This window comes from Micromonospora sp. BL1 (genome assembly GCF_003667485.1).
Lineage (GTDB): Bacteria > Actinomycetota > Actinomycetes > Mycobacteriales > Micromonosporaceae > Micromonospora > Micromonospora tulbaghiae.
This window is the reverse complement of the sequence record NZ_RCVK01000374.1, coordinates 1-12,025: the sequence shown is the minus strand read 5'-3', so window position 1 is coordinate 12,025 and position 12,025 is coordinate 1. Positions and strand designations below refer to the sequence as shown.

At 72.4% G+C, this 12,025-nt stretch carries 12 protein-coding genes; 6 read left to right on the top strand and 6 right to left on the bottom strand.

The window, feature by feature from the left end:
• Positions 1–964 (top strand): MinD/ParA family protein (locus tag EAD96_RS27915; protein WP_368666046.1); only part of this gene is annotated, 964 nt, incomplete at its 5' end.
• Positions 965–1,021: 57 nt separating this feature from the next.
• On the opposite strand, the gene EAD96_RS27910 is transcribed toward EAD96_RS27915, so the two are convergent.
• The gene (locus EAD96_RS27910) at positions 1,022–1,450 is read right to left on the bottom strand and encodes a DUF3151 domain-containing protein (protein WP_091414087.1); all 429 of its coding nucleotides are present in this window, start codon (positions 1,448–1,450) and stop codon (positions 1,022–1,024) included.
• A gap of 262 nt (positions 1,451–1,712) precedes the next feature.
• Here EAD96_RS27910 and EAD96_RS27905 point away from each other — a divergent pair, with 262 nt between their 5' ends.
• Positions 1,713–2,927 carry an LOG family protein gene (locus tag EAD96_RS27905; protein WP_199733323.1) on the top strand — a complete coding sequence of 405 codons (1,215 nt, stop codon included), beginning with the start codon at positions 1,713–1,715 and terminating at the stop codon, positions 2,925–2,927.
• 54 nt (positions 2,928–2,981) lie between these two features.
• On the opposite strand, the gene fbaA is transcribed toward EAD96_RS27905, so the two are convergent.
• A complete protein-coding gene (fbaA, locus tag EAD96_RS27900; RefSeq protein ID WP_121686339.1) occupies positions 2,982–4,004 on the bottom strand; it encodes a class II fructose-bisphosphate aldolase in 1,023 nt (340 codons plus the stop codon).
• Between the two features lie 162 nt (positions 4,005–4,166).
• Positions 4,167–4,550, bottom strand: coding sequence for a phage holin family protein (locus tag EAD96_RS27895; RefSeq protein WP_120572361.1), 384 nt, complete (start codon positions 4,548–4,550; stop codon positions 4,167–4,169).
• 138 nt (positions 4,551–4,688) lie between these two features.
• On the opposite strand from EAD96_RS27895, the gene EAD96_RS27890 reads away from it, so the two are divergent.
• From EAD96_RS27890 to EAD96_RS27875, 4 genes are all read left to right on the top strand, one after another.
• On the top strand, positions 4,689–4,898 hold the full coding sequence (locus EAD96_RS27890; protein ID WP_120572362.1) for a hypothetical protein: 210 nt from the start codon (positions 4,689–4,691) through the stop codon (positions 4,896–4,898).
• A gap of 78 nt (positions 4,899–4,976) precedes the next feature.
• Positions 4,977–6,464: a 3' terminal RNA ribose 2'-O-methyltransferase Hen1 gene (locus EAD96_RS27885; RefSeq protein ID WP_121686338.1), complete on the top strand. Its 1,488-nt coding sequence runs from the start codon at positions 4,977–4,979 to the stop codon at positions 6,462–6,464.
• Complete coding sequence (locus tag EAD96_RS27880) at positions 6,461–8,977, top strand: polynucleotide kinase-phosphatase (RefSeq protein WP_121686337.1); 2,517 nt, start codon at positions 6,461–6,463, stop codon at positions 8,975–8,977. Before EAD96_RS27885 ends, EAD96_RS27880 begins: the two co-directional genes overlap by 4 nt.
• Before the next feature lie 23 nt (positions 8,978–9,000).
• The gene (locus tag EAD96_RS27875; RefSeq protein WP_120572365.1) at positions 9,001–9,840 is read left to right on the top strand and encodes a DedA family protein; all 840 of its coding nucleotides are present in this window, start codon (positions 9,001–9,003) and stop codon (positions 9,838–9,840) included.
• A gap of 173 nt (positions 9,841–10,013) precedes the next feature.
• On the opposite strand, the gene EAD96_RS27870 is transcribed toward EAD96_RS27875, so the two are convergent.
• The 3 genes from EAD96_RS27870 to EAD96_RS27860 form a co-directional block, all read right to left on the bottom strand.
• On the bottom strand, positions 10,014–10,391 hold the full coding sequence (locus tag EAD96_RS27870) for a helix-turn-helix transcriptional regulator (protein WP_007454255.1): 378 nt from the start codon (positions 10,389–10,391) through the stop codon (positions 10,014–10,016).
• A gap of 57 nt (positions 10,392–10,448) precedes the next feature.
• Positions 10,449–10,988: an orotate phosphoribosyltransferase gene (gene pyrE / locus EAD96_RS27865; RefSeq protein WP_091413808.1), complete on the bottom strand. Its 540-nt coding sequence runs from the start codon at positions 10,986–10,988 to the stop codon at positions 10,449–10,451.
• A gap of 154 nt (positions 10,989–11,142) precedes the next feature.
• Positions 11,143–11,952: an SDR family oxidoreductase gene (locus tag EAD96_RS27860; protein WP_121686336.1), complete on the bottom strand. Its 810-nt coding sequence runs from the start codon at positions 11,950–11,952 to the stop codon at positions 11,143–11,145.
• Between the last annotated feature and the right edge of the window lie 73 nt (positions 11,953–12,025).

Below are 12,025 nucleotides of genomic sequence, written 5' to 3'. Positions count from 1 at the left end.
GGCCCACCCGGAGCAGGGCTGGACGCCGCAGCAGGCGGTACCCCCGACCGCCGAGGACTTCGCCCGCCGCCGCCAGGCCCGGCCGATCGACCCGGTGGCCACCATGGGGGTACGCGCGATGGTCAACAAGATCGGGCTGGTCCGGCTCGCGCCCGGGCGGCACGAGCAGGAGATGAAGCGCGACATCGAGATGGTCCGCCGCAACTTCGGCGGCCTGCGTCAGGTGACAGTGGTCAACCCGAAGGGCGGCGCCGGCAAGACGGTGGCGATCCTGCTGCTCGCCATGACGTTCGGCCAGAAGCGCGGCGGATACGTGCTGGCCTGGGACAACAACGAGACCCAGGGCACCCTCGGCATGCGCGCTCAGCAGGACTTCCACGCCCGTACGGTGCGGGACATGCTGCGCGACCTGGCCCAGTTCCAGGGGCCGCACGGCCGGGTGGGTGACCTGTCGCAGTACGTCCGCTCACAGGGCGAGGGCATGTTCGACGTGCTGGCCTCGGACGAGTCGGCGACCGGCGGCGAGATGCTCACCGCCGCCGCGTTCGCGGAGATCCGCGAGGTGGTCAGCCGGTTCTACAAGCTGATCTTCGTGGACACCGGGAACAACGTCCGGGCGCAGAACTGGCAGGCCGCGATGGACGCCACCGATCAACTCGTGGTCACCATGTCGGCCCGGAACGACTCGGCCGAGACCGCCGCCCGGATGCTCGACCACCTGGAGCAGAGCGGCCGGCAGCGGCTGGTCCGGCAGGCGGTCACCGTGGTCTCGATGCCGCCGTCGCGCAAGGAGATCGACCTGCCCGCGATCCAGGCCCACTTCGCGGCGCGGACCCGGGCGGTGCTGCTGGCGCCGTACGAGCGGCTCATCGACACCGGCGAGCCGCTGCGGTACGGGCAGCTCTCCTCCGCCACCCGGGACGCCTGGCTGAAGATCGCCGCGTCGGTGGCGGAAGGGCTGTAGGACTGTAGGACGGGCGCGACGGCCGACCCCCGAGAGGGCCGGCCGTCGCGGTAGTGGTCAGTCGCCGGACAGCGCGTCGCCGGCGGCCGGGTCGCAGTCGCGGAGGAACTGGGCGCACCGGGCCGCCTCGTCCGCCTCGCCGATCTCCCCCGCCGCGCGGGACAGCACGTACAGGCAGCGGAGGAAGCCGCGGTTGGGCTTGTGCGACCACGGCACCGGGCCGTGGCCCTTCCAGCCGCTGCGGCGCAGCTGGTCGAGGCCCCGGTGGTAGCCGGTGCGGGCGTACGCGTACGCCGTGACGACCTGATCCGCGGCGAGCGCGCGGCCGGCCAGCGCCGCCCAGGCCGCGCTGTAGGTCGGGAAACGGGCCGCGACCTCGGCGTACGCCTCGTCGGTGCCCTGCTCGGCCGCCGCCGCCAGCGCGGCGTCGGCCTCCTCGTGGGTCGGGAGCAGGGTGGCCGGTGGCTCAGGCAACAGGTTCTGCATCGCCCCATTCAACCCGCTTCGCCCTCGGGTACGCGAGGGGCCTCGCCCGTACGGTTGGCTGAACGGCTGAGGGTTTCGTCACGCCTGCGGCGGGAGCGGACGTACCCGCGGCCCATGCCGCCGCCGTGGTTCTTGCACTACAAATACAGATCCGGAGCCTCCCCAGGACCCGGTTACGCAGGAGCCCGGCGGCGTGCCCGCCGGGCTCCTGTCGTTCGCGCCCCCGGTTTCGGCACTTGCCGTGCGGGGGCAGGATGACCTGGTGCCGACCCCACCACCCGCGGACGTCATCGAGCCGCACGCGCCCCACGTCAACGAGATCGAGACCCGCACCGCGTTCGAGCAGCGGCTGGCCGGGGGCACCCTGGCCGGGCTGACCGTGCAGGGCCTGCGCCTCGACCTCGACCCGGTCCCCGACCTGCGCGACGTCGACGTCACCGGCACGCTCTTCGTGGGCTGCCGCTTCGCCGGTCGCGAGGTGGGCGCGGACCTGGTCCGCCGGGGCGCCAACGTGGTCCCGCCGTTCTCCGGGCTGCCCTACCCGACCCAGCCGTCGCACCTCTACACCGCCGACGAGCTGGCCGCCGGGTTCGCCGAGGGCGGGTTCGCCGAGATGTACGACACCCGGGTGTACGCGCACTTCCGGGCGCACGGCGGCGCGCTGCCGGACGTACGCGAGGCGCTCGGTCAGCGACTGCACGACCACGGCGTGGACAACGCGCTGGCCGACGCCACCCGGTCGTGGCTGGCCGCGCACGGCCCGCAGTCGGTGGTGGGCGTGATGGGCGGGCACGCCGTGCCGCGCGGCAGCGTCGCGTACCGGATGGCCGCCGTGCTGGGCTGGGAGCTGGCGCGGGCCGACCGCCTGGTGGTCACCGGCGGCGGTCCGGGCGTGATGGAGGCGGCGAACCTCGGCGCGTTCCTCGCGGCCTGGCCGGCCGAGGAGCTGACCGCCGCGATCGACGTGCTCGCCGTCGCGCCGGACTTCACCGACCACGACCGGTACACGGCGGCGGCGCTGGCGGTGCGCAAGCGGTACGCGGACGGCCCGTCGCTGCCGTCGCCTCGCCCGTCGGCACCCGGCACCGAGTGGGCCCGGTCCGGCGGGCTGGCCATCCCCACCTGGCTGTACGGCCACGAGCCGGCGAACCTGTTCGCGGGCCGGATCGCGAAGTACTTCTCCAACGCCATCCGGGAGGACACGATCCTGCGGCTGGCCCGGGGCGGGATCGTGTTCGCGCCCGGCAAGGCCGGCACCGTGCAGGAGGTGTTCCAGGCGGCCACCAAGACGTTCTACGGCACCGACGGGGCGAGCGGGGCGTACGTCTTCCTGGACCGCACGTACTGGACCACGGAGCTGCCGGTGGAGTCGCTGCTGCGGCCGCTGTTCGCGGCGTCCCCGTTCGGCGACCTGTCGCACACGATCCATCTGACCGACGACGTCCGCGACGCCGTCCGGGTGCTGACCGCCGGGTGAGACACGGAGGGCCGGCCCCGTCCGGGTGCCGGCCCTCCGTTCACGCGCGAGGCGTCACTTCATGGTGGTGCCGGTGGAGCGCAGGTGCTCGCAGGCCTCGACCACGCGGGCGGCCATGCCGGCCTCGGCGGCCTTGCCCCAGACGCGCGGGTCGTACATCTTCTTGTTGCCGACCTCGCCGTCGACCTTCAGCACGCCGTCGTAGTTGCGGAACATGTGGTCCGCGACCGGGCGGGTGAAGGTGTACTGGGTGTCGGTGTCGATGTTCATCTTCACCACGCCGTAGTCCAGCGCCTCCCGGATCTCCGACAGCAGCGAGCCGGAGCCGCCGTGGAAGACCAGGCTGAGCGGCTTGTCCTTGCCGTACTTGGCGCCGACCGCGTCCTGGATCTGCTTGAGCACCTCGGGGCGCAGCTTGACGTTGCCCGGCTTGTAGACGCCGTGCACGTTGCCGAAGGTCAGCGCCGCCATGTAGCGGCCCTTCTCGCCCAGGCCGAGCGCGTCGACCATGGCCAGGCCGTCCTCGACGGTGGTGTAGAGCTTGTCGTTGATGGCGTTCTCGACGCCGTCCTCCTCGCCGCCGACGACGCCGACCTCGATCTCCAGGACGATCTTGCCCTTGGCGGCCTCGGTGAGGAGCTGCTCGGCGATCTCCAGGTTCTCCGCCACCGGCACGGCCGAGCCGTCCCACATGTGCGACTGGAACAGCGGCTCCTGGCCGCCCTTGACGCGCTCCTGCGAGATGGCCATGAGCGGCCGGACGAACTTGTCCAGCTTGTCCTTCGGGCAGTGGTCGGTGTGCAGCGCGATGTTCACCGGGTACTTCTTGGCGACCTCGTGCGCGTACGCGGCGAACGCCACCGCGCCGGTCACCATGTCCTTCACGGACGGGCCGGACAGGTACTCCGCGCCACCGGTGGAGACCTGGATGATGCCGTCGCTCTCCGCGTCGGCGAAGCCCTTGAGCGCCGCGTTCAGCGTCTGCGAGGAGGTCACGTTGATCGCGGGGTACGCGTACCGGCCGGCCTTGGCCCGGTCCAGCATCTCCGCGTAAGCCTCGGGGGAAGCGATGGGCATGTCGAACGCTCCTTACTTACCGCTCTCGGCCGTGCAGGCCGCTGTCTTCCATGGGCGCGACCGTTCCGGTCGCTCACGTCCACGGTTGCGCCGGACCGCGCTGTCCACCGCGGGCAGTATCCCGTAGGAGCGCGAGAGGGGCACAACCGGCCCGGACGCCGCTCACCGATTCTCCAGCCGGTCCGGTACGACGACGCTGATCAGCCAGCTCACCACCGCGACCACGATGGCGCCCCAGAAGGCGGCCCAGAAGCCGTCCACGTGGAACGGGAGCTTCAGCACCCCGGCGATCCAGTCGGTCAGCAGGAACAGCAGCGCGTTCACCACGAGCGCGAACAGGCCGAGCGTGAGCAGGTAGAACACGCAGCCGAACACCTTGATGAGCGGCTTGAGCACCGCGTTGACCACACCGAAGACCAGTGCCACCACGACCAGGGTGAGCACGTTGTTGCCGGTGTTACGGCCGCTCACCTCCACTCCGGGCACGATCAGCGTCGCGATCCACAACGCGACCGCGGTGATCGCCAGTCGGATCAGAAAGCCCATGCCTCCCATCCTGGCACCGGCCGCGCGCCGGGAGCGGGACAATCGCCGACTCCGCCGTTCCGCCCGCCACCCAGCGGCGGCCCGGAGCAGCCCGTACGGTGGTGGGGACGATGCCCGCACGGAGAACAGGGAGGGACGATGGGTCAGCCCGACGAGGACTTCGCCCCCAGTGACCACCTCGCCCCGGAGGAGCGGGATCTGGAGGCCGAGCCGGCCGACGCGGTCGAGCAGGCCACCACGGTGACCGACGAGACAGACGGTGAGCCGCACCGGGGCATGGAGGTCGACGACTGGGACGCCATGGAGCAGGCCCGCGTCGTCACCGCCGACGAGGACGACTACCGCTGATCCGGCGCCCGGTCACCGCGGGCGGTTCGGCCGGAAACCCCCGCGACAGGAACCAGGCGATCACGAGATCATCGATGGGTGCTGCTGACCCTGACCACGACCCATCGCCCGGCGACCGACCTCGGACACCTCCTGGTGAAGCATCCGGACCGCGTGCAGAGCTTCGACCTGCCCGCCGGTGCCGCGCATGTGTTCTACCCGGAGGCGGACGAGGCGCGCTGCACCGCGGCACTGCTGGTCGAGGTCGATCCGCTCAAGCTGGGCGGCGGCCGGAAGAACCGGGCGCCGGAGGGCTTCGCGCTCGGGCAGTACGTCAACGACCGCCCGTACGCGGCGTCGAGCCTGCTCTCGTCGGCGCTGGCGAAGGTGTTCCGCTCCGCCCTGCGCGGCGAGTCGCGCGACCGTCCCGAGCTGGCCGCGAGCGCGATCCCGCTGGCCGTACGGGTGCCGGTGCTGCGCTGCCGGGGCGGCGCCGACCTGGCGGTACGGATCTTCACCCCGCTGGGCTGGACCGTGACGGCCACCCCGATCCCGCTCGACGAGACGTACCCGGAGTGGGGTGACAGCCGCTACGTCGACCTGACGCTGACCGGGACGCTGCGGCTCGCGGACGCCCTCAACCACCTGTACGTGCTGCTGCCGGTGCTCGACGACGCCAAGCACTACTGGGTGGCGCCGGACGAGGTGGACAAGCTGCTGCGCGCCGGTGCCGGCTGGCTGGCCGGTCATCCGGAGCGGGGCCTGATCACGCGCCGCTACCTGGCGCACCGCCGGGCGCTCGCGGGCGAGGCGATGGCCCGGCTGACCGAGCTGCGGCTGGCCGACGAGCCACCCGCCGACGACAGCATCGAGCCCGCGACCGGAGAAGCCGCGGCGGTGGAGGACGTCCGCCGCGCCTCGCTCGCGGTACGACGGCGGGAGGCGGTGCTCGCCGCGCTGCGGGACAGCGGCGCGAGCCGGGTACTGGACCTGGGTTGCGGTGGCGGCGCGCTGCTCACCGCGCTCGTCGCCGACCGGCGGTTCACCGAGGTGGTGGGCGTCGACGTGTCGGACCGGTCGCTCGGCCTGGCCGCCCGGCGGCTGCGCCTGGACCGTCTGCCGGAGCGGCAGCGGGACCGGATCCGGCTGTGGCAGTCCGCGCTGACCTACCGGGACGACCGGCTCCGGGGGTACGACGCGGCGGTGCTGATGGAGGTCGTCGAGCACCTCGACCCGCCGCGCCTGCCGGCGTTGGAGGACGCCGTGTTCGGTCACGCCCGGCCCGGCACGGTGGTGGTGACCACCCCGAACGTCGAGTACAACGTGCGCTACGAGGGGCTGGGGCCGGACCGGTTCCGGCACGCGGACCACCGGTTCGAATGGACCCGGGCGGAGTTCGCCGCCTGGGTGGAGCGGGTGGCGGCGGCGCACGGCTACACGGCGGTGCTCGGCGGCGTCGGCGACGACGACCCGGAGGTGGGCACGCCGACCCAGATGGCGGTGCTCACCCGCGACGAGCGCGCCGGCCAGCGCGACAACAACGACAGCACCGACAGCAACTACCGGAAGGAGGCGACGAACCGATGACCGTCCTGGACATCCCCGAGCTGGCACTGGTGGCGCTCGTCGGCGTCTCCGGCTCCGGCAAGTCCACGTTCGCCCGGCGGCACTTCGCGCCCAGCCAGGTGCTCTCCTCGGACACGTTCCGCGGCCTGGTGGCCGACGACGAGAACGACCAGTCCGCGTCCGTCGACGCGTTCGACGCGCTGCACCACGTCGCCGCCATCCGGCTGCGGCGGGGACTGCTGACTGTGGTCGACGCGACGAATCTCCAGCCGCACGCCCGCGCCGGGCTGATCCGGGTGGCCCGGGAGCACGACGTGCTGCCGGTGGCGATCGTGCTGGACGTGCCGGAGGCGGTGGCCTGGGAGCGTACGGAGGCGCGCGCCGACCGGACGCACGGCCGGCAGGTGCTCAACCGGATGCGCCGCGACCTGCGGCAGTCGTACGGACGGCTGGCCCGTGAGGGCTTCCGCAAGGTGCACGTGCTGCGCGGGGTGGAGGAGATCGACGCCGCGGAGGTCCGCTACGAGAAGCTGTTCAACGACCGGCGGGAGCTGACCGGCCCGTTCGACGTGGTCGGGGACGTGCACGGGTGCCGAACCGAGCTGGAGGCGCTGCTGTCCCGGCTCGGCTACGTGCTGCGGCACGACGACGCGGGCCGCCCGGTGGACGCGGCGCACCCGTCGGGGCGTACCGCGGTGTTCGTCGGTGACCTGGTGGACCGCGGCCCGGACTCGCCCGGCGTGCTGCGCCTGGTGATGGGCATGGTGGCGGCCGGCCACGCGATCTGCGTGCCGGGCAACCACGAGCAGAAGCTGCTGCGCAAGCTGCGCGGCCGGGACGTCCGGCTGACCCACGGCCTGGCCGAGACGATGGAGCAGCTCGCCGCCGAGCCGCCGGAGTTCGTCGCCGGGGTGGAGACGTTCATCGACGGCCTGGTCAGCCACTACGTGCTCGACGGCGGGCGGCTGGTGGTGGCGCACGCCGGTCTGAAGGAGGCGTACCAGGGGCGGGCGTCCGGCCGGGTGCGGTCGTTCGCGCTCTACGGCGAGACCACCGGCGAGACCGACGAGTACGGCCTGCCGGTGCGCTACCCGTGGGCGCGGGACTACCGGGGTTCGGCGATGGTCGTGTACGGGCACACGCCGACGCCCGAGCCGGAGTGGGTGAACAACACCATCTGCCTGGACACCGGTTGCGTGTTCGGCGGGCAGCTCACCGCGCTGCGCTACCCGGAGAAGGAGCTGGTGGCCGTTCCGGCGGTGAAGGAGTGGTACGCCCCGGCCCGTCCGCTGTTCCCGGTCGCGCCCGCGCGTCCGGACACCGTGCTGGACCTGGCCGACGTGACCGGGCGGCGGCACCTCACCCACGCGTACGGGTCGCTGACCGTGCCGGCCGAGAACGCCGCCGCCGCGCTGGAGGTGATGAGCCGCTTCGCGGTCGACCCGGGCCGGCTGGTGTGGCTGCCGCCGACCATGGCGCCCTGCTCGACGTCGACAGTGGACGGGTTCCTGGAGCACCCGGCCGAGGCGTTCGCCGACTACCGCGCGGCCGGCGTCGACCGGGTGGTCTGCGAGGAGAAGCACATGGGCTCGCGGGCGGTGGTGCTCGTGGAGCGGGAGCCGGGCCGCTTCGGCGGCGGCGTGGTGCACACCCGTACCGGAAGGCCGTTCTTCGGCCCGCCGCTCGACGACGAGCTGCTGGCCCGGGTGCGCGCGGCGGTCACCGCCGCCGGCCTCTGGGCCGAGCTGGACACCGACTGGCTGCTGCTCGACGCCGAGCTGCTGCCCTGGTCGGCGAAGGCGGGCGGGCTGATCCGCGAGCAGTACGCCGGGGTCGGCGCGGCCGGGCGGGCCGCCCTGCCGGCGGTGCTCGCCGCGCTGGACACCGCCGCCGGGCGCGGGCTGCCGGTGGACGCGCTGCGCGACCGGATGGCCGGGCGGGCCGCCGAGGTCACCGCCTACTCGGCGGCCTACCGGGCGTACGTCCGGCCGACCGACGGGCTGCGCGGGGTGACGCTGGCGCCGTTCGCGGTGCTGGCCGGGGCCGGGGTGAGCTACGCCGACCGCGACCACGGCTGGCACCTGGCACTGGCCGACCGGCTCTGCGCCGCCGACCCGGAGTTCTTCACCCCGACCCGGCGGCGGGTGGTGGACCTGGCCGACGAGTCGGCGGTGGCCGACGCCACGCAGTGGTGGCTGACGCTCACCGCGGCCGGCGGCGAGGGGATGGTGGTCAAGCCGTACGCGGGCCTGGCCGCACGGTCGCCGAAGGGCTCGCTGCTGCAGCCGGGGATCAAGTGCCGGGGGCGGGAGTACCTGCGGATCATCTACGGTCCCGGGTACACCGAAGCGGCGCAGCTCGCCGCGTTGCGCCGCCGTTCGCTGGGACGCAAGCGCGGGCTCGCCCTGCGGGAGCACGGCCTGGGCCTGGCCGCCCTGGACGCGCTGGCCGAGGACGCTCCGCTCTGGCGCCACCACGAGCTGGTGTTCGCGATCCTCGCCTGCGAGTCCGAGCCGGTCGACCCCCGCCTCTGACGAGGACGCCCGGTCCGGCCGAAATGCCGGACCGGGCCGGGGTACCCTGTGTGGCCGTGGACACAGCAGAGAAGACCCGGATGTTCTCCGAGAGCGTGGCGCTGAACCCGCTCGATCCGAAGGACCTCATCCACACCTTCGGCATGATCGGCGTCTGGGTGATCCTCTTCGCCGAGACCGGGTTGCTCGTCGGCTTCTTCTTCCCCGGCGACTCGCTGCTGTTCCTGGCCGGGGTGGCCGCCTCCCCGGTGGCCGACGCCATCTTCGGCGACGGCACCCGCCTGTCCCTGGCCGGGCTGATGATCGGCGGTCCGCTCTGCGCGATCGCCGGCGCCCAGCTCGGGCACTGGCTCGGCGCCCGGTACGGCCGCCGGATGTTCGAGAAGCCCAACTCCCGGCTGTTCAAGCGGGAGTACGTGGAGAAGGCGGAGTACTACTTCCAGAAGTTCGGCCCGGCGAAGGCCGTGGTGCTGGCCCGGTTCATCCCGATCGTGCGGACGTTCCTCAATCCGGTGGCCGGGGTGCTCGGCATGTCGGCCCGCCAGTTCTTCGTGTGGAACGTGGTGGGCGCGATCCTCTGGGTGGACGGCATCCTGCTGATCGGCTACCTGCTGGCCCGCCAGATCTACGACGCCATCGGCGACAAGATCGACAGGTACATCCTGCCGGTGGTCGCGCTGATCATCGTGATCTCGGTGCTGCCGATCTTCTTCGAGTTCCTCCGCGACCGGCGGGCGCGCAAGCGCGGCGAGGCGGTCGCCGTCATCACCGCGGCGACGGTGGCCGGCACTGTGGAGGCAGCCCGGGAGGGCATCGAGGAGCACCGGCCCGGGCACGGAGACGGCGGGCAGCACCGCCGCTGAGCGCGTACGGACGCCGAAGGCCGGCCCTCGGACGAGGACCGGCCTTCGACATCACTGATCTCGCCGGGTCACACGGACGACGACAGCCGTCACCGTGCGCTGATGGCGCCACCCCTCGCACGCCACCGGTCACCCGGTCGGGTCGACCCTCGCTCGGGCCGGCCCGAAAGGTTTCAGCGAGCCTTCTTGGTGGCCCGCTTCCGCGGCGGGGTGAGCAGATCCGCGATCGTGGCGATCGCGGACGGCACCAGCCGGTAGTACGCCCAGACCCCGCGCTTCTCCCGCTCCAGCAAGCCGGCCTCGGTGAGGATTCGCAGGTGGTGGCTGACCGTCGGCTGCGAGAGGCCGAGCGGCGCGGTGAGGTCACACACGCACGCCTCCCCCTCGGGAGCCGACTGGATCAGGCTGAGCAGCCGCAGCCGGGCGGGGTCAGCGAGGGCCTTGAGGACCCCCGCAAGCCGCTCGGCGTCGGCGCGTTCGATCGGCTCGCCGGCAAGCGGCGAGATCTGAGGCATGGTCATTTCAGCCAACGCAGTTCCCACGTATTCCATCCTTCCACCAGCAGCATCGATCCGCCTGCATATCAGCAGATCCGAATCGGCAAACTTTTACGCCACAAGGCCGAGGTCAGCCAACGTATAGGCCGCCCGATAGGGCAATCCGGCGGCTCGCACCGTGTCGCCGGCACCTCGATCAACAATAACCGCCACACCCACCACCTCGGCCCCCGCCTCACGCAATGCTTCGACCGCCGTCAACACACTTCCACCGGTGGTGGAGGTGTCCTCGACCGCGAGCACCCGCCGCCCGGAGACGTCCGGCCCCTCGATCCGGCGTTGGAGACCGTGGGCCTTGCCCTCCTTGCGGACCACGAAGGCGTCGACAGCGCGACCGGTGCCCGCCGAGGCGTGCAGCATGGCGGCGGCCACCGGATCGGCGCCCAGGGTCAGCCCACCGACCGCGTCGTACGCCCAGTCGGCGGTGAGGTCACGCATGACCCGGCCGATCAACGGAGCCGCTTCGTGATGGAGCGTGACGCGACGCAGATCCACGTACCAGTCCGCCTCGCGGCCCGACGAGAGCACCACCCGGCCGTGCACCACAGCTAGGTCAGTGATGAATTTGCGCAGGTCGTCGTGGTCGCCCATGGCCCAAGAGCGTACTTCGCAAGTCTGAGCGCCGTGTTTCGGGTCTGCCCTGGTCAACCCTGCGGGCGACGGGCGGGTGGCGAGGAGCGGCTACGCTGTGCGACCGTCCATCCCGGCCGGCCGTCGTACCGGCCCGCGTACGGGTGGCCGCCGGTCAGCCGCCCTGCCGGCCGACCGCACCCCGGCTGTCCCGCCGGAAGCCGCGCAGCAGGCGCTTCGGCGCGTACCGCAGCCCGGCCACCGCCACCTTGTACTTCCAGTCCGGGACACTCACGAACTTACCTTTATGCAGGTCAAGCAGCCCTTCGGCAACCACATCGTCGGCCCGCAGCCAGGCCCAGGCGGGCAGGCGGGACATGTCGATGCCCGCCCGTTCGTGATTTCCGGTTCGGGTGTAGCCGGGGCAGAGCGCCATCACGCGCACGCCGAGCGGCGCGACGGACTGGCCGATCGATTCACTGAAATTCGTCACCCACGCCTTGCTGGCCGAGTACGTGGATCCCGGCATGGGGACACCGAAGCCGGCAACGGAAGAGACATTTATCACTGCCCCGCGGCCTCGCTCGATCATCGGACCGAGGGCGGCATGGGTCAGACGCAGCACCGCGAGCACGTTGAGCCGGACCAGCCGCGCCTCGTCCGCCACCGACGAGCGGACGAACGACGTGTTCAGACTGATGCCGGCGTTGTTGACGAGCAGCTCGATCGGCGTACCGGCGGTGAGCCGTCGTTCGACCGCCGCACATCCGTCCTCGGTGGACAAATCCGCGGCGATCGTCTCGGCGTCGCCGCCGTGCCGGCCGGACAGCTCGGCCGCCAGCGCGTCCAGCCGGGCGGCGTCCCGGGCCACCAGGACGAGGTCCCAGCCGTCGGCGGCGAGCCGGCGGGCGAACGCCTCGCCGATGCCCAGGCTGGCGCCGGTGACCAGGGCACGGCGCCGGGAGGGGTCGGTGTCACCTGTCATCGGCGGTCCTCGGGAGGCGGCGGGAACCCACCCGGCGGCGGCGCGGGCGGTGCGGACGGGGGCGGTGCGGACG

What these genes read in the sequence shown, in the direction of transcription:
- EAD96_RS27910 (WP_091414087.1), bottom strand. Translation starts at nt 1,450, where the DNA reads ATGCAGAACCTGTTGCCTGAGCCACCGGCCACCCTGCTCCCGACCCAC.
- EAD96_RS27860 (WP_121686336.1), bottom strand. Translation starts at nt 11,952, where the DNA reads ATGACAGGTGACACCGACCCCTCCCGGCGCCGTGCCCTGGTCACCGGC.
- EAD96_RS27880 (WP_121686337.1), top strand. Translation starts at nt 6,461, where the DNA reads ATGACCGTCCTGGACATCCCCGAGCTGGCACTGGTGGCGCTCGTCGGC.
- EAD96_RS27870 (WP_007454255.1), bottom strand. Translation starts at nt 10,391, where the DNA reads ATGGAATACGTGGGAACTGCGTTGGCTGAAATGACCATGCCTCAGATC.
- pyrE (WP_091413808.1), bottom strand. Translation starts at nt 10,988, where the DNA reads ATGGGCGACCACGACGACCTGCGCAAATTCATCACTGACCTAGCTGTG.
- EAD96_RS27890 (WP_120572362.1), top strand. Translation starts at nt 4,689, where the DNA reads ATGGGTCAGCCCGACGAGGACTTCGCCCCCAGTGACCACCTCGCCCCG.
- fbaA (WP_121686339.1), bottom strand. Translation starts at nt 4,004, where the DNA reads ATGCCCATCGCTTCCCCCGAGGCTTACGCGGAGATGCTGGACCGGGCC.
- EAD96_RS27895 (WP_120572361.1), bottom strand. Translation starts at nt 4,550, where the DNA reads ATGGGCTTTCTGATCCGACTGGCGATCACCGCGGTCGCGTTGTGGATC.
- EAD96_RS27875 (WP_120572365.1), top strand. Translation starts at nt 9,001, where the DNA reads ATGCCGGACCGGGCCGGGGTACCCTGTGTGGCCGTGGACACAGCAGAG.